The sequence below is a fragment of the Onishia niordana genome (assembly GCF_004798965.1).
Taxonomy (GTDB): domain Bacteria; phylum Pseudomonadota; class Gammaproteobacteria; order Pseudomonadales; family Halomonadaceae; genus Onishia; species Onishia niordana.
This window is the reverse complement of the sequence record NZ_SDSD01000005.1, coordinates 1-19,685: the sequence shown is the minus strand read 5'-3', so window position 1 is coordinate 19,685 and position 19,685 is coordinate 1. Positions and strand designations below refer to the sequence as shown.

The 19,685-nt window shown below is 62.3% G+C and carries 19 protein-coding genes; 8 read left to right on the top strand and 11 right to left on the bottom strand.

The window, feature by feature from the left end:
- Positions 1 to 30: 30 nt before the first annotated feature.
- Both ETC27_RS10485 and ETC27_RS10480 read left to right on the top strand, forming a co-directional pair.
- Complete coding sequence (locus ETC27_RS10485) at positions 31 to 1,062, top strand: methylenetetrahydrofolate reductase (RefSeq protein WP_136254955.1); 1,032 nt, start codon at positions 31 to 33, stop codon at positions 1,060 to 1,062.
- 70 nt (positions 1,063 to 1,132) lie between these two features.
- Complete coding sequence (locus ETC27_RS10480; protein WP_136254954.1) at positions 1,133 to 2,911, top strand: formate--tetrahydrofolate ligase; 1,779 nt, start codon at positions 1,133 to 1,135, stop codon at positions 2,909 to 2,911.
- Between the two features lie 121 nt (positions 2,912 to 3,032).
- Here the strand turns inward: ETC27_RS10480 and ETC27_RS10475 are convergent, their stop codons facing one another.
- From ETC27_RS10475 to ETC27_RS10465, 3 genes are all read right to left on the bottom strand, one after another.
- Entirely contained in the window at positions 3,033 to 3,509 is a 477-nt protein-coding gene (locus ETC27_RS10475; protein WP_136254953.1) for a YbhB/YbcL family Raf kinase inhibitor-like protein, read from the bottom strand.
- A gap of 215 nt (positions 3,510 to 3,724) precedes the next feature.
- Positions 3,725 to 4,006 (bottom strand): hypothetical protein, encoded by a 282-nt coding sequence (locus ETC27_RS10470; RefSeq protein ID WP_136254952.1) that lies wholly within the window; start codon positions 4,004 to 4,006, stop codon positions 3,725 to 3,727.
- A gap of 371 nt (positions 4,007 to 4,377) precedes the next feature.
- Positions 4,378 to 4,725, bottom strand: coding sequence for a cupin domain-containing protein (locus tag ETC27_RS10465; RefSeq protein WP_136254951.1), 348 nt, complete (start codon positions 4,723 to 4,725; stop codon positions 4,378 to 4,380).
- A 373-nt stretch (positions 4,726 to 5,098) separates the two neighbouring features.
- On the opposite strand from ETC27_RS10465, the gene ETC27_RS10460 reads away from it, so the two are divergent.
- Positions 5,099 to 5,401 carry a VOC family protein gene (locus ETC27_RS10460; RefSeq protein WP_136254950.1) on the top strand — a complete coding sequence of 101 codons (303 nt, stop codon included), beginning with the start codon at positions 5,099 to 5,101 and terminating at the stop codon, positions 5,399 to 5,401.
- A 123-nt stretch (positions 5,402 to 5,524) separates the two neighbouring features.
- On the top strand, positions 5,525 to 7,060 hold the full coding sequence (locus tag ETC27_RS10455) for a diguanylate cyclase (RefSeq protein ID WP_240724876.1): 1,536 nt from the start codon (positions 5,525 to 5,527) through the stop codon (positions 7,058 to 7,060).
- Positions 7,061 to 7,173: 113 nt separating this feature from the next.
- On the opposite strand, the gene ETC27_RS10450 is transcribed toward ETC27_RS10455, so the two are convergent.
- The 4 genes from ETC27_RS10450 to ETC27_RS10435 all read right to left on the bottom strand — a co-directional run bounded on the left by ETC27_RS10450 (position 7,174) and on the right by ETC27_RS10435 (position 11,654).
- Positions 7,174 to 7,581: a GFA family protein gene (locus ETC27_RS10450; RefSeq protein ID WP_136254949.1), complete on the bottom strand. Its 408-nt coding sequence runs from the start codon at positions 7,579 to 7,581 to the stop codon at positions 7,174 to 7,176.
- Positions 7,582 to 7,849: 268 nt separating this feature from the next.
- Positions 7,850 to 9,337 (bottom strand): CoA-acylating methylmalonate-semialdehyde dehydrogenase, encoded by a 1,488-nt coding sequence (locus ETC27_RS10445; protein ID WP_136254948.1) that lies wholly within the window; start codon positions 9,335 to 9,337, stop codon positions 7,850 to 7,852.
- A 78-nt stretch (positions 9,338 to 9,415) separates the two neighbouring features.
- Positions 9,416 to 10,699 carry a M24 family metallopeptidase gene (locus ETC27_RS10440; protein ID WP_136254947.1) on the bottom strand — a complete coding sequence of 428 codons (1,284 nt, stop codon included), beginning with the start codon at positions 10,697 to 10,699 and terminating at the stop codon, positions 9,416 to 9,418.
- A 73-nt stretch (positions 10,700 to 10,772) separates the two neighbouring features.
- Positions 10,773 to 11,654: a HalD/BesD family halogenase gene (locus ETC27_RS10435; protein ID WP_136254946.1), complete on the bottom strand. Its 882-nt coding sequence runs from the start codon at positions 11,652 to 11,654 to the stop codon at positions 10,773 to 10,775.
- A gap of 105 nt (positions 11,655 to 11,759) precedes the next feature.
- Between ETC27_RS10435 and ETC27_RS10430 the strand changes: the two genes are divergently transcribed.
- The 4 genes from ETC27_RS10430 (at position 11,760) to ETC27_RS10415 (ending at position 15,255) form a co-directional block, all read left to right on the top strand.
- The gene (locus tag ETC27_RS10430) at positions 11,760 to 12,653 is read left to right on the top strand and encodes a LysR family transcriptional regulator (protein ID WP_136254945.1); all 894 of its coding nucleotides are present in this window, start codon (positions 11,760 to 11,762) and stop codon (positions 12,651 to 12,653) included.
- Positions 12,654 to 12,692: 39 nt separating this feature from the next.
- Positions 12,693 to 13,151 carry a DUF488 domain-containing protein gene (locus ETC27_RS10425; protein WP_136254944.1) on the top strand — a complete coding sequence of 153 codons (459 nt, stop codon included), beginning with the start codon at positions 12,693 to 12,695 and terminating at the stop codon, positions 13,149 to 13,151.
- 68 nt (positions 13,152 to 13,219) lie between these two features.
- On the top strand, positions 13,220 to 13,684 hold the full coding sequence (locus ETC27_RS10420; protein ID WP_136254943.1) for a flavodoxin family protein: 465 nt from the start codon (positions 13,220 to 13,222) through the stop codon (positions 13,682 to 13,684).
- Between the two features lie 152 nt (positions 13,685 to 13,836).
- Positions 13,837 to 15,255: an amidase gene (locus ETC27_RS10415; RefSeq protein ID WP_136254942.1), complete on the top strand. Its 1,419-nt coding sequence runs from the start codon at positions 13,837 to 13,839 to the stop codon at positions 15,253 to 15,255.
- Between the two features lie 166 nt (positions 15,256 to 15,421).
- On the opposite strand, the gene ETC27_RS10410 is transcribed toward ETC27_RS10415, so the two are convergent.
- From ETC27_RS10410 to ETC27_RS10390, 4 genes are all read right to left on the bottom strand, one after another.
- Entirely contained in the window at positions 15,422 to 16,393 is a 972-nt protein-coding gene (locus ETC27_RS10410) for a LacI family DNA-binding transcriptional regulator (protein ID WP_136254941.1), read from the bottom strand.
- A gap of 163 nt (positions 16,394 to 16,556) precedes the next feature.
- Positions 16,557 to 17,630 carry a Gfo/Idh/MocA family protein gene (locus ETC27_RS10405; protein ID WP_240724894.1) on the bottom strand — a complete coding sequence of 358 codons (1,074 nt, stop codon included), beginning with the start codon at positions 17,628 to 17,630 and terminating at the stop codon, positions 16,557 to 16,559.
- Complete coding sequence (locus tag ETC27_RS10400; protein ID WP_136254939.1) at positions 17,630 to 18,409, bottom strand: ThuA domain-containing protein; 780 nt, start codon at positions 18,407 to 18,409, stop codon at positions 17,630 to 17,632. The genes ETC27_RS10405 and ETC27_RS10400 overlap by 1 nt, the downstream gene beginning before the upstream one ends.
- A 680-nt stretch (positions 18,410 to 19,089) precedes the next feature.
- On the bottom strand, positions 19,090 to 19,524 hold the full coding sequence (locus ETC27_RS10390; protein ID WP_136254938.1) for a GFA family protein: 435 nt from the start codon (positions 19,522 to 19,524) through the stop codon (positions 19,090 to 19,092).
- Between the last annotated feature and the right edge of the window lie 161 nt (positions 19,525 to 19,685).

Sequence of the window (19,685 nt, the reverse complement as noted above, 5' to 3'; positions counted from 1 at the left end):
TACCGGCCGCCTAACGGGGAGGGTGATCGCATGAACCAGCATGATATCCCGCCGTGTTCCGGCAAAGCCTCCCCGGCGGTGGCCGATGACGCTCCCTGTCGAGAGCGCACCGGGAGCGACATCGCCGGGGCGACCAGCGACAGTGAGGCCATCGGCGGAGAGGCGCCTGCGTGCGACCTCGCGCGGTTGGTGCAACGCCTGTGTGCCGACTGGTCCCTCGAGGTGACACCGAAGGGCGCGACGCAGATCGCAGATTTCGCTGAGCTGCTGAGGCCGGGGACCCAGGTCTACGTGACGCACTTGCCGAAGCAGCCCTACGAGCCGGTGATCGCGACGGCCGAACGGTTGCGGGCGGAGGGCATGATACCGGTCCCGCATATCGTGGCCCGCAGCGTGCCCGACCGCGCCACCCTGGAACGCTGGTATGGCCGCCTGGCCGCAGCCGGTGTGGAGGAGGCACTATTGATCGCCGGCGGCACCACGACGGTCGCAGGGCCCTATCGGGACACTTTGATGTTGTTGGACGATTGCCCGCCCGCGGCCCATGGCCTGACCCGCCTGGGCATCGCCGGGCACCCGGAGGGCCACGCCCATGCCGATCGCGAGGCCTTGGACCGGGCCCTTGCCAGCAAGGTGGCGTACGCCGAGGCGACCGGCACCGACCTCTGGATGGTCACCCAGTTTACCTTCGATGCCCAGCCGCTGATCGACTGGTCGGCCCGTCTCCAGCGCCAGGGAATTCGTGTTCCGGTGCGGGTCGGCCTGCCAGGGCCGGCATCGCTGGCCACGCTCCTGAAGTATGCCGTCTCCTGTGGGGTCGGCGCTTCCATTACGGCGTTGCACAACCAGCCAGGCAAGCTATGGAAGATGACGCGCCCCCAGCCACCGGTCGCCCAACTGCTGGCCCTGGCGCGCCATCCCGGGCCCTGGCTGGGGGTGCACGTCTACCCGTTCGGCGGCACCCTCCAAACGGCGGCCTGGTTCCGGGCCCTGCAAGAGGGACGATTCTCCATCGAGGCGCAGCGGCTGACGGTGCATCAAGGTGGCGAGGGAGCGGTCTAGTGAACCAAAGGGGCCAATGGAACCATTGGTGGATCATTGAGGCGGTGGTGGTTAATAGCGAGGGCGCGAAATGACCGACTATATCCCGTTGCGTGACGATGAGCCCTTGAGGGGTCAAGGACTGCGGTTGGCGCCCCAACAAGACCCACTGCGGGAGGCCAAGTTGCCGCCACCCGGCGCACCGGATATCGACATTGCGCGTGCGATCACACCCTGGCCGATTACCGAGGTGGCCGCTCGGCTGGGCATCAAGCCGGAACATCTGCTGCCTTATGGGCACGACAAGGCCAAGCTGCCTCACGACTTCACCGACGCCCTGGTCGGGCGCCCCCAGGGGAAGCTGGTCCTGGTCACCGCCATTACCCCCACGCCCGCTGGCGAGGGCAAGACGACCACCTGCGTGGGGCTGGGCGACGGCTTGAATCGGATCGGCCACAAGACCGCGATATGTTTGCGCGAACCCTCCCTGGGGCCCTGTTTCGGCATGAAAGGAGGCGCCGCGGGCGGCGGTCGAGCGCAGGTGATTCCCATGGAAGACATCAACCTGCACTTCACCGGTGACTTCCACGCCATCACCAGCGCCCATAATCTGCTGTCCGCGCTACTGGATAACCATCTGCATTGGGACAACGAGCTGGAGATCGACCCGCGCCATGTGACCTGGAAACGAGCCATGGACATGGGCGACCGCGCCCTGCGGCACCTGACCATCGGCTTGAGTGGGTCGGGGCAAGGCATGCCCCGGGAGGAAGGCTTCGATATCACTGCCGCCTCGGAGATCATGGCGATTCTCTGCCTGTCGGCAGACCTTACGGACCTGCAGCGGCGGCTGGGGGAGATCATCGTGGCCCGCCGCCGGGACGGCAGCCCGGTGCGGGCCCGGGACCTGAAGGCCGACGGGGCCATGGCGGTGCTGCTGAAGCAGGCCCTGGCCCCCAACCTAGTACAGACGCTGGAGCATAACCCGGCCTTCATTCACGGGGGGCCCTTCGCCAACATCGCCCACGGCTGCAACTCGCTGATGGCGACGAAGACCGCCTTGTCCCTGGCCGATATCGTGGTGACAGAGGCCGGCTTCGGTGCCGACCTGGGGGCCGAGAAGTTCTTCAATATCAAATGTCGTCAGGCCGGCCTCAAGCCGGATGCGGTGGTCATGGTGGTGACGATTCGGGCTCTGAAGATGCATGGCGGTGTCCGGCAGGACGAGCTGACTCAGCCGGATCCCGACGCCGTCTATCGAGGTGCGGAGAATCTGTGTCGGCACGTCAACAATATGCGTAGCTTCGGGGTGCCCTTGATGGTCGCGGTCAATCATTTCGACCAGGATTCGGACGAGGAGCATCGTGTGCTGCGGGATGTCTGCGAGCACCTGGGGGTCGACATGGCCGTCAGCAGCCATTGGCATGATGGCTCGGCGGGCAGTGAGGCACTGGCGGAGAAGGTCGTCGCCATGTTCGATCAAGCCCCAGCGGAATTGTCTCTGAGTTACGCCGACGACGAGCGCCTGGAAGACAAGGTCAGGGCCGTCGCGACTCAACTGTACGGGGCCCTGGATATCAGCCTGGAGGCCAAGGCACGCAGGCAGCTGGCCGATTTTGAGGCGCTCGGCTATGGCCATCTACCGGTGTGTATCGCCAAGACCCAATACAGCTTTGGTGCCGACCCTAGCCTGACCGGCCTCGCCACGGGCCATGTCTTGCCGATCCGGGAGGCCGAGCTGGCTGCCGGCGCCGGCTTCGTCGTCGTGATCTGCGGCAATGTCATGCGGATGCCCGGCCTGCCCCGCAGGCCCGCTTCCAACGCCATGCGACTGGATGCCCGGGGGCAAATCGAAGGACTGGACTGGTGATGGGTAGGAGGGTCCTGCGGTCTCGGACCCGGGGCACTTTTATCAATCGGCCACTGATTGCCTCTCACCTCATGAGGCCCAATACGACATGTCCCCGGGGGGCTACCTAGGATGTGGCCACTCAGTCGCGGCGGTAGGTACCAACTAGGCGGTTCATGCCAAGAATATGCGGCTCGAGCTTGCTCAGAAGCTCGGGCTGCGTCAGCCCCTCCGGAAGCTCCGTTTGCGCATCCAGCGCCAGCACCCAGAAATAATATAGGTGCACGCCATGTCCTTCCGGCGGCATGGGCCCGCCGTAGCCAATGCTGCCGGTATCGTTGACGCCGCTGGTGCCCACCGTCGTCGCCTCGTCCAGTGAAGTCGTGTCGGCCGGCAGGTTGTAGAGCAGCCAGTGCACGAAGCCATAGCTGCCGTTCTGTACCAGGGGCGCATCCGGGTCATGGCAGATCACCGCGAAACCCTTGGTACCTTCCGGAGCGTCTTTCCAGGCAAGGGCGGGGGAAATGTTATCGCCTTCACCAGTGTGCTGGGTAGGTATCGGTTCGTGGGCGGCGAAAGCGGGACTGGTGAGCTGCATGCTAGAGGGTGCGAAGGGCATAAGAGCTAGCTCCTGTACAAGTGGGTGTTGTTGGAAACGAAGTCAGGCATCTCTGCGCATACTAAACGCTATACCAAGTGATGATGGCCGAGGGCGGATTCTTCAACCCCGGGCGCCACCGCCGAGGCACTGCATGAACAACCAGCCCCGGCTGACACCCCTGTTGCAGCCCTGTTTCTAGCCTCTCATTCCCCCTCCCCCCAGATATCGCAGCGTCAGGGCGTAAACTCACCCAGCATGCGCATGGAATCGACCTTGAGCCGATCTTCTTCCATCGCCTGTCTGGCCTCGTCAGACGCCATGAAGGTCTGGAATCGCGCCATATCCGGCACTTCCAGTATCAACCCCACCGAGTACGGATGCTCTGCATCCTTGAAAGTACGCGCACTGACACCGACCTGTGCGAACATCTCGTGCCGGCTACCCGGCCCTTTCTTCCAGGCCTTCGCCCAGCGCTCACCATCCTCGACCTCGTGAAACACGATTAGCGTAGCCATCTGCCATGCCTCCGATAAGCAACAGCACGCCACGCCCCGACAGCAACCGGCAGAATGAGTACACGGGTGTGCGTACGCGGCCCACCAGGACACAAATGGGGCTATCAGGGGGTCGCCATCGTCGTGGCTATTCCAAGAATAGACGGCTCGACCCGGCGCTGCTTCAGCATCGAGCCAGCGAGCTAGATGAAAAGCCTAGGCCGAGCTTTCAGAGCGATGAGCGTGAGGAAGCCAGGGCTGAAAAGGACCGACATGGCTGCTGTCCCCAGGCTCTCTACTTCATGATCATGACCTGTGGATTTGACCGCCGGCTTGACGCAGCACAAAGGAGGCAAAGGCACCCGAGGGCCGTATTTGGTTCAGTGGTTGGCTTAGTTTGGTAACACATTCGGCTTCCCACCAGCCGCATTTGACGTGACATTTATCCCAGCAATCAAGAACTCCGCCTCGCTCTCAGCCTTAGGGCAATGCTCAATGCCTTTTGGCACAACAAACATATCTCCCTCATAGAGCTCAATATTGCGGCCCCTGAGCTGGATGGTCAGATTTCCTTTATAGAGTATAAAAAGCTCATCTTGATCGTCGTGCTTATGCCACTTGGTTTCACCAGCACCCTTAGCCACCTTGAACATCTGGCCATTTGCCTCCCCGATAACTTTTTGCGACCAGTGTTCTTTGACCGTTTCTAACGCTTCATGAATATTCACTTTATCCTGCACATTGACCTCCTAGTAGTACGCCACATTCAGCAATTGTCCGTTGCAATATTTTGCCAGCATTTCCAATGTTGCTTTGGCCAGATAATTCCCTTTAACTCACTCTGACCTTTACCGCCACCTATTCATGTTATTAACAACCAACAGCACCATCCCCCTACCCTCCCTTGCTAAAGCGCTGAGTTACAGTGTGCCGCATTGCGAATACAACGTCGGGAGATAGAGCTAGGTAAAACCATCACTGTGGCCGGTCCAACAGGAGGAGGTACGCCACCTCCCATAGATGGCCAACAGACACGCTTGGAATCCACCTACTGTTCATTCTTGGCAGTTGGCTGGGCTGTATGACCGCGAGACACTCTTCGAGGAAACCAGCGTGTCGGTCATAGGCTGTGGCTTTCGCGGCGTCGCGCTGGCACACAACCTAGGCTCTGAAGCCGAGGTCGATGCACTCCTCAATCAGGCCGTGGCCACCGGCACGATATTGTTCAAGCCTGTTCCAATCATCTTTTGGGGCGGTTATTCCGACTACTTCACCGTGGCAGATCCAGATCCTGTCGAGAAATCTACGCACATGGTCCGGCAAGACAACAATCACCAAAAACACGGGGGTTGCATTGGCAAATGCGCACTTCAACCAGGCTCGCGAAAGAACCAGAAATTAACGCCACATGATTGAGCCAGACACCTCTCATGCATGGCCTTGACCCCCTGGCAGTGCTAGGCTTTCAGCAAGTTCGAATAAAGCGATGCCATACCCAATACGCAACAGCGACGCACAAGCCTGCGATCGGCAGGAAAGGTGAGCATACTGGATATCGAGACCCTTCAATCTCGGCTGTCTCAGTCTTACAAACGCCCCCATCGTCTCGCCCTGGCGACGCTGGGCCCTCGCGCCTTCGCCTTCTGGCATACCTTTGGTCTCACGGTATGGATCGCCTCGGTGGAAGGCAGCGGCTGGGCGCTGATTGTGCCGGGCCTGCTCTTGCTTCTTTGGCCCGGAATGGCATACGCCCATGCCGCTTTGGCATTCGACTCGAAGCGCGCCGAGTTCAGGAACCTGCTTTTCGACAGCCTGCTATTCGGTATCTGGTGCAGCGTGCTGGACTACTATGTCTGGGCCACCCTGACCGTCGGCCTCGCCTGCTTCATGAACAACATGGTCGTTGGCGGCCTGCGTCGAGTGCTCCTCTCAATCTTGCTCTTCACCATCGGCGCCTTGGGGTGGGGGGCCTTGACGGGGTTCGAGTTTCGTCCTTATGTCAGCACCGGCCTGGATATCTACCAGGGCGCCGGCGCAGTTAGCTACTTCCTCGCGCTTTCCTACGTGATGTACGGCCAGAACCGGAAGATCGGGCATAGCATTGCTGAGACCCAGTACAAGAACCGAGTCTTTCAGGCCCTGCTCAACCTCGGCGTGGTCGCCAATCGCGCTTCGAGCATCAATACCCTGCTCGAAGACTCCTTGAAGCATCTACATGCCGACTTCCCTGAATACGGATTCGCCGTGTTCCTCCATGAGCACCAACGTCCCGAGGTAACCCTTTATGCCGCCGTCGCCGGCCTGCACCTTGGCCCTGAAGATAAGCGCCGGCTGGACAGCCTGCTGGCCAGGCTACACGAACGCCAAGCCAGCACCATCACGCCTAGTGAGAAGACCAGTGGTGGGCAGCTATATGCGACCTCCATGGGGGGACGCCTGAGCCATTACGAAGGCTGGCTGATCATGCGCGCCCCCAGTCTGGACGGCGCACTGGAGGGCGTGCTGACCCTATTTGTCGACCAATTGGCGGCGGCCACCGAAAATAAGCTGCTCCAACTAGAACTGAAGAAAACAGCCGAGCGCGACGGGCTTACCGGGCTTTACAACCGCGGCTTCTTCGAATCGGCGCTTCAGTTGAGCATCGAGGGCAAGGCCCAACCACCGGGACTGGACTTTGCCGTGCTGATGATGGATGTCGACGGGCTCAAGGAAGTGAACGATCGCCATGGGCATGTCGCGGGCGACCAGCTGATTACCGCGGTTGCCGAGCGCCTGAGCATGCAGTGTCGGGAAGGCGACATTCTCGCCCGCTACGGCGGCGATGAATTCGTCATCCTGTTTCCTTCCGGGGACCTGTCGGCACCCAACCGCATCGCCGGCTTGATCCGGGCCCAACTGGGAGGCCAGCGCTGCGTGATCACCTCGACACACGGCGAGAATGTGGTGGTAGAGCTTCGTTTGAGCATGGGAAGCGCCTGTTCCACCGAAGCGCCGGCTCAGGAGGTACTCAGCCTTGCGGACGACCGCATGTATCATGACAAGATCCAGCGCCGCACGCATGGAGCCTTCGGCTGAGTGTTCCCTTCTGCTCGGGTAGACGGTGCTCGAACCGTCCGCGCGGCTTTGTAGTATAGGAGGAGCCGCAATGGAAGCATCGTATCTGTCCCTGGGTTCGTTTAGCGCTCTGCTCAGTCTCCGGATTCCGAGAATTGCGCGAACACCTGTTCCCCCGTCATGGTCGGTGTCGCGTTACCGAACTCATAATAGCTTGGCTTTTGGTCGATAAATATTTGGCTATTCATTTCAAAGTGGGTGAGCTCTTCAAAAAGACCAGCCGGAAGAATGTACTCATCAGCCGGAAGCAGGTGGTAGAACAGATGCGTGCCGCAAGTAGGACAGAACCCTCGTTCGGCCCAATCAGAGGACTGGTAAGTAGAAGCCTTTTGCGTGCCACTGAATGTGACATCTTGGCCACAGTGAACAGCGAGCATCGGGCCTCCACCCCACTGCCTACACATTCTGCAATGGCATACGTCGATTTTGCTTCGATCCGCCGTTGAAACCTCGATCGCACCGCATAAGCAAGAACCTTTCATGAATAATCTCCCATATCGATGTGTGCGCGTGACGTGGCCAAGACGGTTAACGCCAGCCGTCACGCGCTTGTCGCGGGCATGGCATCGGGCTTCGCAAGGCGAATACTAGCGCGCCAGACATCTTCAATACCCCGTCGTATGGGACGAGAGCAAGGTCTGCGGCCCCACAGGGCAAGAGATGTGAGTGCGACACAAAAACGCCCGCCCCGGCAAGCGGGGCGGGCGTGGTGATCAACGTTTCGAGCTGTTCACTTTTTTCCTGCAAAAGCTAGGACGGGAAGCTGAACTGGGCGCTCTCCTGGTCGCTACGCTTTGGCCAGCGCTGGGAGACCGACTTGCGGCGGGTGTAGAAGCGCACGGCATCCGGCCCGTAGGCATGCAGGTCACCGAACAACGAGTCCTTCCAACCGCCGAAGCTGTGGAAGGCCACCGGTACGGGCAGCGGGACGTTGATGCCGACCATGCCGACTTCTATGGCATCACTGAAACGGCGCGCCGCCTCGCCATCACGAGTGAACACGCAGGTGCCGTTACCGTATTGGTGAGCGTTGATCAGCGCGATGGCCTCCTCGAAGGTCTCGACGCGGACCACACACAACACCGGGCCGAAGATCTCGTCGCGGTAGATGCTCATCTTCGGGGTCACCCGATCGAAGAGGGTCGCGCCGAGGAAATAGCCGGGCGAGCCCTCGACCAGCGGATGCTGGCGGCCATCGACAACCAGCTCGGCACCGGCGGCGGCACCCTGCTCGATGTAGCCGGCGACCTTGTCGCGCTGGCCGGCGTTGATCAGCGCGCCCATGTCGAGGCCGCGCTCGGTGCCCGGACCGATCTTGAGCTCTTGGGCCTGGCCGGCCAGGCGCTCTACCAGGGCGTCGGCGGTGTCGTCACCCACGCACACAGCCACCGAGATCGCCATGCAGCGCTCGCCGGCACTGCCGTAGGCGGCACCGATAAGTGTGCTGGCGGCGTTGTCGATGTCCGCATCGGGCAGCACGACAGCATGGTTCTTGGCGCCGCCGAGGGCCTGCACGCGCTTGCCCTGCTGGGTGCCGCCTTCGTAGATCTTGCGCGCCACTGGCGTGGAGCCGACGAAGGAGAGCGCGCGGACCTCAGGCGCCTCGATCAGCGCATCGACGGCCTCGCGGTCGCCGTGCACTACGCTGAAGAGCCCCTTGGGCAGGCCGGCCTCATCGAGCAGCTCGGCCATCTTGACCGCAGCCGAGGGCGTCTGTTCTGAAGGCTTGAGGATAAAGGCGTTGCCGCAGGCAAGCGCCATCGGGTACATCCACAGCGGCACCATGGCCGGAAAGTTGAACGGTGTGATACCGGCGACAATGCCCAGCGGCTGGTGGTTCGACCAGGTATCGATGCCGGGACCTGCATTGTGGGAATACTCGCCCTTGAGCAGCTCCGGCACGCCGCAAGCGTATTCGACGTTCTCGATACCACGCTTGAGCTCGCCCATGGCATCTTCCAGCACCTTGCCGTGCTCTTCGCTGATCAGCGCGCAGATCTCGTCGGCGTCACGCTCGAGCAGGGTCTTGAAGCGAAACATCACTTGGGCGCGCTTGGCCGGCGGCAGGTCGCGCCAGGCGGGCTGAGCCTCGCGGGCGGCATCGATGGCGCGTTTGACGGTAGCACCGTCGGCCATGGCCAGGCGGCGCACCGGCGCAGCAGTGGCCGGATTCAACACCTCAATGGTGCGCTCGCCGCTGACGGTTTCACCGGCGATGAAATGGTTCAGGGTATGCATCGGGGGATGACTCCAACCTTGGGTCGTGTTCTCGGTGTTCGGGCCGGGCGTTGCCCGGCGTGTCATGTTCGGGCGCGATCAGACTTGGCGGCCCAGCAGGGCTTCATCGAACGGATAGCGCGATAGCTTCTCGATGCCGGTCTCGGTGACCAGTACTTCTTCCTCGAGCTTGACGCCGTCGGCACCGCCGACCTCACCGATATAACTCTCTACCGAAACCACCATGCCGGGCTCGAGGGTGCCGTCCTTCGAGAAGCGATCGAAGTCCATGTGGTGGGCGACCAGCGGCGTTTCGCCGTGCATGCCGACGCCATGGATGATCGACGGATAGCGGCGATCGAGGAAACGCTCGGGAATCTTCCAGGCGTTTTCGGCGATCTCGCGATAGCTCATGCCGGGCTTCAGGATCGACATGTTGTGGTGCACCTGGTCATAGGCCATCTGGTAAAGGCTCTGCTGATAGCCGCTGGGGCGGCCCGGCCCAACATGGAAGGTACGCGAGAAGTCGGAATAGTAGCCGTGGCAGCCGATGGTGTCGGTGTCCAGCGCGATCAGCTCGCCGGCGCGCACGACCCGGTCGCTTGCCTCGTTGAACCAGGGGTTGGTGCGCGGCCCGGAGTTGAGCAGGCGCGTCTCGATGAACTCGCCGCCCTGCTTGATGACGTTGCCGTAGAGGGTCGCAAACAGCTCAGTCTCGGTGACGCCAGGCTTGATGGCGGCTTCCACTTCGGCCACGGCGGCCTCTGATCCTGCCATCGACTGCGCCAGACAGGCGATCTCTTCCGGGGTCTTGATGCGGCGGCAATGCAGGGTGTCCTGCATGCAGTCGAAGACCTCGAGTCCCTGAGCCTCGAGCGAACGGGCCAGGTTTAGCGCGCAGCGGTCCAGCCCGATCTTCCTGTTGCCGCGTCCGTGCTCTTCCATCAGTTCGGCGATCTCGATGCCGAAGGGGTCGGAGGACATGTTGTCGCGCTGGTTGACCGCCGACCACACCACCTTGGAGGTGCGCGATTCATCGATGGTCTCGAGCCAGGTCGAGACGTGGGCGCTGCCCGGGTACTCGAAGAGAATCACCGGCCCTTCCAGCGGCACATAGATATAGCGGGTGGAGTTGCGCAGGAAGTAGCCGAACATGTTGCGCGAGCCGGTGGCATAGCGCTGGTTGTAAGGGTCGAACAGCACCACGGCGCCATAGCCCTGCTCGGCCATCATCGCCCGCAGGCGCTTGAGGCGTCCGCCGCGCAGCTGCACCGGGTCGAAGGCGGTAGGAATGCTGTCGCCGTTGCCCACGGGCGCCGAAGGCACCACCGGGATGGTGGCGGGTTCGTTGTCGGTCAGGTTGTCGAAGTCGACGATGCTCATGATCAAGCTCTCTGTTTATTCGTAGCCGTATTCGCGGGGAATCTGCATAGCTCAGGCTGAGGCGTCTTCGCCTTCAGTCAGCCAGGCTGTCGCTGCGCTGCATGCCTTCTTCGAGCAGCCGCTCATGAACTGGCGCCATGCGCCCGAAGATGCGTTTGGCGCGCTCGGGTCGGCCGATGAAGCCCGGCTCCTTGGCATAGGCGAAGATGACGGTGTGGCGCTCCTTGTCGCCCTGTGCCGGGGTCACTCGGTGAAGCGAGTAGCGGCCGAAGAAGACCTGCAGGTCGCCGGGCTGGAGGTCGAGGGACTTGAGCCGCGAGCGGTCGCCGTCGATGACCTTCTCGACCTCCTCGAAGTTTTCGCCCTCGGGGCTGCGGATGCCCGGGGCATACTCAAAGCGCCCGCCGCCATGCGACTGGCGCGTCATCATGGTGACGATGAATTCGTTGGTGTCGTAGTGCCACGGATGCTGGCAGCCCTCGCGCAGCACGTTGACTACCAGGTCGGCCAGGGGGTCGGCGTAGGGATGAATCTCTTCCTCCCCTACCACGCTGGCGATGAACTGCTGGAAGCCCGGGTGCGAGTAGACCTGGCGGATGATGGTGTCGTGGTCGATGCGGTCACCGGCGACGAAACCGTTGGTGCGATCATCGAAGCGGTTCATGGGGTGCGAGGCCGGCAGGCTCGGGTCCGGATCGCTGTTGTAGGGGTTGGTCTCGGTCTGGTTGTAGTGGGCGTCCGGCGAGAGCCGTTCGGTCTCGCGCTCGAGCCGCGCCAGGGCCTCGTCGGGTACGAATCCCTTGAGGACGACGCAGCCATCCTCACCGAGCTGCTGGCGGCATTCGTCGATCAGCGCACGACCGCGGTCACCCTCGAGACTATCGATGGGGTAACGCTCCAGGTCGATCAATCCGTGCAGTGAAGTATCGTCTTCCTGTATGCGGTTGCTGAGCATGTCGTTTCTCCTACCTGATTAATTACGTATAGACAGGGTAGAGAGGCAGGTTCAATAATAGAAATGAATGGTTAAGATAAAAATGATTGCAAGGGCTCATAGATCATGGATACCGACCTGCTCCGCGCCTTCGTCACCGTTGCCGAGTGCGAGGGCTTCAGCGCCGCCGGCAAGGTGCTGCATCGCACCCAATCGGCGGTCAGCCTGCAGATCAAGCGGCTAGAGGATCAAATGGGCGAATCGCTGTTTGAGCGCACTAGCCGCAGCGTGGTGTTGACTTCACCGGGAGGCCGCCTACTGCCCTATGCCCGTCATATTCTCAAGCTGCAGGACGAGGCGCGTCGTGTGATGGGAGTAGATCGGCAAGGCGAGCTGATTCGCCTGGGAACCTCTGAGGAACAGGCCAGTACCTACCTGCCTGAGCTGCTACCCCGATTCGCCACTCGCTTCCCCGAGGTTCGCCTTGAGGTCATCTGCAGTATCAGCGGCTCGCTGGTACATGACTTTCAGGAAGGCCTGCTGGATGCCGCCCTGGTGGTGCGCCATGGGCCGACGCAAACCGGCCGACTGCTGGGTCGCGAGCCCATGGTGTGGGTGGTGGCCGAGGAGCGCTCGATTGAGGACTGGGAAACCCTGCCGCTGGCCCTGAATCCCGAGGGCTGCACCTTCCGCGCGCATGCATTTGCCGCGCTGGGTCCCAGCGATCGTCGCTGGGACGTGCGTTACTCGAGCCAGTCGCCCACCGGCATCAACCTGCCGGTACAAGCGGGCCTGGCGGCCACCGTCAAGACGCCACGCAGCGTACCCGAGGGCTGCCGTATCGTCGGCGACGACGAGGGCCTACCACCGCTTGGACATGTCGAGATCGAGCTGCATCGCACTCCGGGACACTCGAGCGACGCTTTCACCGCCTTCTGCGACGAGCTGGAAGCCATCGTCACGGGTACCGAATCGCTTGAATCACTCGAATATGTGGCAAGCGAAGGAGGAGGTGGCTAGCCTTTCCAAGGGCTACGTTACCGACAGGAGTCGTTTGCCATGGCGCATGACATTCAGTTGAAGCGCATCTATGCCGCGCCGGAAGCCGACGACGGGGCGCGCGTGCTGGTGGACCGGCTGTGGCCGCGCGGCAAACGGCGGGATACGCTGGCACTCAATGACTGGTACCGTGATGCTTCGCCCTCCAATGGCCTGCGTCGCGACTGGCACCAAAACAGAATCAGCCATGCGGTCTTCACCCGTCGCTATCGCTGGGAGATAGCCGATAGTGTGGGCTGTCTACTGCCGCTGATGCGCCTAGCGCGCCATGGTCGCCTGACGCTGCTCTCCGCCGCCCGCGACCTGGAACAGTCGCACCTGCCGATCCTTCGCAAGGCACTGCTCACGGCTCTGGCAGAGGAAGACCGCGAGGCTGATGGCAGAACCCTCAGCTCGCCGCCCTGCTATGCAGCGGCACTAGCGAGCGCGCCGGCAGACGACCAGCGAACTGACTCATGACCGCAAACCTGAGTTAACCACTGGCCGGCCTCTAGCCAGACACAGTACCGGCTGGCACCCTATCTGCCATGACCAAGCACCTCTTGATCGTGGCCCATGCGCCCTCCCCCAATACCCAGCACCTTCGTGACGCCGCTGTGCGTGGCGCGCATCACCCTGATCTCGATGACATCGAGGTGGTCGTGAAAGCCCCCCTTGATGCCGGCCCCGACGATATCCGCGCCTGCGATGCCATCCTGCTCGGTACCACCGAGAATCTAGGCTATATGAGCGGCGCCCTGAAAGACTTCTTCGATCGAAGCTACTACGCCGTGCTAGAGGAGAAACAGGGGCTGCCCTGCGCGCTCTATGTGCACGCTGGCCATGATGGCACAGGGACTCGCCGAGCAGTGGAAGCGATCATCACAGGACTATGCTGGCGGTGGGTGCAGGAGCCACTGGTGCTGCGCGGCGACTGGCAGGACGGCTTCGTCGACCAGGCCGAGGAACTGGGGCTGTACCTGGCCGCGGGGCTGGATGCCGGTATCATTTGATCAGCGCCGCTCCCCTGCAGCCATCTATCAGCGGACAAGATGCGCTCTGCTCCCAGTAGCGCCCCCGTATCAGTCTTGATCATCAGGGAGCCACCTAGTCAACAAAGCAACGCCTAGACTGAATAGATCACCATCGAGTAGCGAGGTATAGCATGTGCAGCGACGATACCGATTTGGGCACGATGGATGCCGGTCAACTGGCCAAGCTGTTCGAGTCAGGTCAGGCGTCACCATTGGAGGCTACTCGGGCGGCGCTTGATCGCATCGATCGCTTCAATGAGGCCGTGAACGCGTATGTCCACGTTGATCACGAGGCTGCCGAAGCCGCTGCAAAAGCCTCGGCCCGGCGCTGGGGACAAGGTGCGCCACTCAGCCCTATCGACGGGATACCGGTATCACTCAAGGATTTGACCGATGTGGCAGGTATGCCAGCGCGTGAAGGGTCACTGACCACCAGTGCGGTACCCTGTGAAAAGGATGCGCCACCCGCACAGAAATTACGCGACGCGGGGGCCGTGATACTGGGCAAGACCAATACCCCTGAATTTGGCTGGAAGGCCGTCACTGATAATCGCGTTCACGGCACCACATGCAATGCCTGGAACACACAGCTTACGCCTGGTGGCTCATCAGGTGGTGCGGCCACCGCTGCCGCGCTCAACATGGGCGTGTTGCACCAAGGCGGAGATTCCGGCGGGTCCATCCGTATACCGGCTGCGTTTTCCGGTGTCTTCGGCTTCAAGCCGACTTTTGGCTGGACGCCCCAGAGACCACCGGCCAAGGCACCCCTGCTATCGAGTATCGGCCCACTGACACGCCACCCCCGCGATGCCGCACGCATGCTCAATATCATCGGTCGCTATGATTACCGTGATCCGTATGCGATTCGCGGCCAGCCCGAGGATTGGGGTACAGACCTGGAGTGCGACCTGCAAGGCTTACGTATTGCCTACTCCCCTACGCTGGGATACGCCAAGGTCGACAGACAGGTCGCAGCTCGTGTGGCGGAAGCCGCGCAAAAGTTGGAAGCGCTGGGTGCCGAGGTGGTCGAGATCCATCCCGGCTTCGAGTCGCCGATCAATATCTTCGAGAAGATCTGGTTCACCGCCTCGCTCGCTGTCTGGTCGCAGTGCGACGACAAGGAGCGCAAGCTGCTGGACCCCGGGTTGGTTTCCAATGCCCAGCGTGCCCAGAACTGGAGCTCTCTCGACCTGTTTCAGGCGCTAGAGGGGCGTGCCCGACTGACCGAACAGCTTGAGCATTTCAACCGAGACTATCACCTGCTGATGACACCAACGGTGGCCATACAACCTTTCGCCGTGAACCACGAGACGCCCCCGGGCAGCGATATGCGCGACTGGGAAGAATGGGCGCCGTTCAGCTACCCGTTCAATCTCAGTGAGCAACCGGCTGCTTCGGTGCCCTGCGGGTTTACCGATGAGGGCCTGCCAGTTGGCTTCCAGCTGGCAGGCGGGAAGTTTGACGACGTGCGCATACTACGCGCGTGTACGGCGTATATGGATGCGTATCCCACGCAATACCCATCGAAGCCAAATCCCGCCGAAGGCTAGGAAACGATAAATGCCTGGCCCAATATGCGGCCACCAGGCACGCCAACTCCAAGGGCGGGCAGTACTCGACAGAGGCGCTCGGCCAGCCCGCCCCCACCCTATCAATCAGACTGCCTCTCATCCGACCGAGGCATCGTCATCAAGGGATAGCATAGGGAGCGCTGCTCTAGCCGGTCTCGCGCACCACCAGCGTCACCGGCAGGGAGACGTGACGAGGCGGCTTGCCGGCCAAGGCCTCGCCGAGCAGCTCGACGCTTGTGGCGGCGATGGCGGCGATGTCCTGGCGCACCGTGGTCAGGGACTCGGCCAGGGTCGGCAGGTCGTCGAAGCCGGTGACCGCGACCTCGTCCGGCACGCCGATGCCATGATCCTCCAGGGCCGTCAGGCAGCCCCTGGCGAGCTCATCGTTCTCACAGACCAGGCCATCATAGGCGTGGGAATCCTCTCGCAGGCAGCGACTCAGCCAGCGATAGCCGGTCAGCGCCGGCTCATGGTTGGGGGGGATGTCGATGAGGTGTGGCGCGAGGCCGGCCTCCTCGAGCGCCTGGCGATAGCCGCCCAGGCGGTGCTGACTGTGGGGGCTCGCCAGGTCGTCGCCGACGAAGGCGATGCGACGCCGGCCCCGCTCGATCAGGTGGCGGGTGGCCAGGTAGATGCCGTGGCGATCCTCAGGCGCTACCGAGAATCCCTCTCCGGCCAGGCCGATGCGCACCACGGGCACGCCCTGCGCCGCCATCAGTGCCGGGCGCGGGTCGTCGGCGAACTCGCCGAGCAGGATGGCGGCGCCGGCCTGCTCGGGAAGGGCCGCCGTCTGATCGTGGGCGAAGAAGACGGGCACCATGCCCTGGCGGTGCAGCGCCACGGTCAGGTGCTGGTAGAGCAGGATGTAGTAGGGACGCAATTCGAAGTCGCGACGCCCCAGCGAGATGCCCACCACCGCCGCCTTGCCGCTGATCAGCTGACGGGCGGCGGCACTGGGGCGATACTCGATCTCGCGGCTGATGGCCAGGATATGGTCACGCAGCACCTCGCTGAGGCCCGGCTTGCCATTGAGCGCGCGGCTGACCGAGGCGATGGACACCTCGGCCTGCCGCGCGATTTCCCGTATGGTCGCCGTCTTCGACGGATCTCTGCTCATGTTCCTGCCTCGTCGCCCGGGTAGTAGCCGGTGTGGCCAGCCGCCACTCTCGCCGCCCATTCCGGCGAGAGATTGTGCCGGAAATTGCGCAACGGCGCGACCTGGAACGGGACGCTCGAGGCGGCAGGCCCGGCGAGACAGAGAGGCCGATCCGGCGACCGCGTCAGGCCGTCACGGGCTCGGCCACCTCGCCGCCGACCAGCGCCTGGCTGCGGTCCTCGGCATGAGAAAGGAAGCACGCATCCAGCACCTTCTGAAGCGCCGCGCCACGGGCGAAGTCCGGCAGGTCGTTGTGGCCACTGGCGATGCTGTCGACGAAGCGTTGGTAGATGCTCGGAGTAGCCGGGGCCTTAAGCGTGGTCCAGCGCGCCGGGTGGACGTCCGCGCCCAGGCACACCTGCAGCTTGTCCCTGGCGGAATCCAGGTCGATGTGCAGCGCCCCCCGGTCACCGTGGACGCTGAGAGTCAGGGCGTTGTGATGGCCGGTGGCCCAGCGGGTGGCCTGCACCGTGCCGAGCGCCCCGCCGGCGAACTCCACCTGCATCAGGGCGCTGTCGTTGGCGTCCAGCACGTAGTCATCGATGCGATTGCCGGGCGCCTTGTCGAAGCACTTGAGGCGACAGTTCACCTTAGTGATGTCGCCCACCGGGAAGCTGGCGAAATCGAGGATGTGCACCCCCACATCCCCCAGCACGCCCTTGCTGCCGTGGCCTTCCGAGAGCCGCCATAACCACTGGCTGTCCTGGTCCCAGCGTCCCCAGGCGTGGCTGACCAGCCAGCTCTGCCGGTAGCTGGCGTCCACGTGCATCACCCGGCCGAGGGCGCCGGAAGCAACCAGCTCTCGCGCGTGCTGGATGGCCGGGGCATCGCGGTAGCTTAAGTTGACCATGTTGATCACCCCGGCCTCCTGCGCCGCCGCCGCCATCTCCCGGGCATCGGCCTCGTTGGTCGCCAGCGGCTTCTCGCAGAGGATGTGCTTGCCTGCCGCGATGGCGGCCAGGGAGGTGACCTTGTGCACCCCATCCGGGGTGGCGTTACTCACCGCCTGGATGTCGTCCCGCGCCAGCATGGCGCTGAGTTCGGTATAGGCCTCGGGGATGGCATGCCGTTCGGCGAAGGCGCGGGCCCTGTCGCCGTCCATGTCACACACGGCCACCACCTCGACGCCGGGCAGCCGCCCGAAGTGCTTGGCATGTTCGCCGGCCATGCTGCCGGCTCCGATGATCGCCAATCGCATCACTTGAAGCCCTCCTCACCGGGCTTGTGCAGCCCTTCGCCTTTGACTTCCACCGGATTGGGCGCCTGCTCGGGCGGCACGTTGGGGCAGCTGTCGATCCAGCGCGAGCCCTCGGGACGCGCCCACTTCACGCCGTTCTTAAGCACGCGGCGCACCTGGTCGTCGTAGTAGATCGGGTAGGTCTCATGTCCCGGACGGAAATAGAAGATCCGGCCGTTGCCCCGCTTGTAGGTGAGGCCGGAGCGGAACACCTCGCCGCCCTCGAAGGCGCTGATGAAGACCACCTCATCGGGGTTGGGCACGGCGAAGGGCTCGCCGTACATCTCGGTATGCGGCAGTTCGATGTAGTCGCCGACACCCTGGACGATGGGATGGCCGGGGTTGACCACCCACAGCCGCTCGCGCTCCCCCGCCTCGCGCCACTTCAGCGAGCAGGTGGTGCCCATCAAGCGCTTGAAGATCTTGGCATAGTGGGCGGAATGCAGTACCAGCAGGCCCATGCCCTGCAGCACCCGCGCCTGGACGCGGTCGACGATCTCGTCGCGCACGTCGCCGTGGGCGGCATGCCCCCACCACAGCAGCACGTCGGTGTTCTCCAGCACCTCCTCGCTCAGGCCGTGCTCGGGTTCCTGCAGGATGACCGCACGGGCCACGATCTCCGGGTCCTCGTTGAGCCCTTGGGCGATGCACTGGTGCATGCCCTCCGGATAGATGCGCGCTACCACCTCGTTGGTCTGCTCATGGACGTTCTCGCCCCAGACCGTGACCTTGATCGTCATGGCTGTCTCCTCGTGATCGTGCCCTGGCGGGCATGGAGTCGCCGCCATTCGCCGCGACATGGCGAGAAAAGTAAACGTTTACGTAGAAAGAGTAAACGTTTACTCAAGCCGACCTTTGTCGAATACGGCTCAGCGAGTGACGAGGAAGCCCAGCAGATGACGAGCCGCGCCCGCCGGACAAGGCGGCCGTAAGAGCGGGACGAATTCGAGGAGGCCGACCAGAAGAAATCTCAGAGGGAGGGATCTGTGGAGACGCTACAGTTGGTGGCCTGGCGCGGCGGCTGACCACCGGGCGGGGAGTCACGAAGTATCATGCGACTACACCACCGAGCTCTACAAGGGCGCCGCCCACGGCTTCACAGCCAAGGATGCCCCCTCCTACGCCGCGACCGCCGACGCCCTGCACCACAAGCGCCTGGCCATGCTTCTGGAAGAGACGCTGCAACGGGAATGGCCTCGCGTGTCATCAGCGGCCCCACGGCATGGGGCCGCTATGAAGGGAGTAACACCCGCCTTGGATTAGGATAGAAGGCCCTGTCTCCAATTAGCCGGCTTGTAATTGCTTACGGCCAGAACCAGACGTTCAGCCATAGCTTATTAACGCCAGCCATCAGCCGCGCCGCTTTGCGGCGTCGGCTGCATGGCCTAGTTGGGCGCTCCGATATTTGCGTCTTCCGATGCTACTCAGCAATACTCTCGCCAGAGCCACCCATTTCTTCAGGGACATCTTTCAACTTGGTGATGCCATCGTGAATACGTAATACAGCTTCCTGGTAATGCACATGAACGTCAGCTTTAAATGGAAAGCTAGGTATCACCGCAGCGTACACATCAGTTACCCCTATCGACGGGTGCTCAGTTAGAACATGCCCTCCGCACATTTTGCACCATTTTCGATGGCTTTGCGGAGTCTTAGCGTAAGTACCGATATTGGCGGCACCCTGAGTGATTTTCACTGCTTCCGGCTTCCACAGAGTGAAGGCATTTACTGGTCCGGCTGACCAGTGCCGACACGATTCACAGTGGCAATAGCCCATGGCGACGGGATCGCCAGAAACGATTAACTGAACTGCACCGCAGAAGCAGCTGCCAGTGTGCGTCTGTTCGTTGCTCATGATGCACCTTCCGCCTTTTCTCATTCAGCCTAACGTACGGCTGGCCGATAAGATAAATGTAGAAGCTCTCTTGTCTGGACGTCCAACTGTTCAGCATTTCTTCGCCGTGCGGAGCATGGCGTATAAATGCCTGTTGGACTAAGCCGCCCATCAGGCTGCTA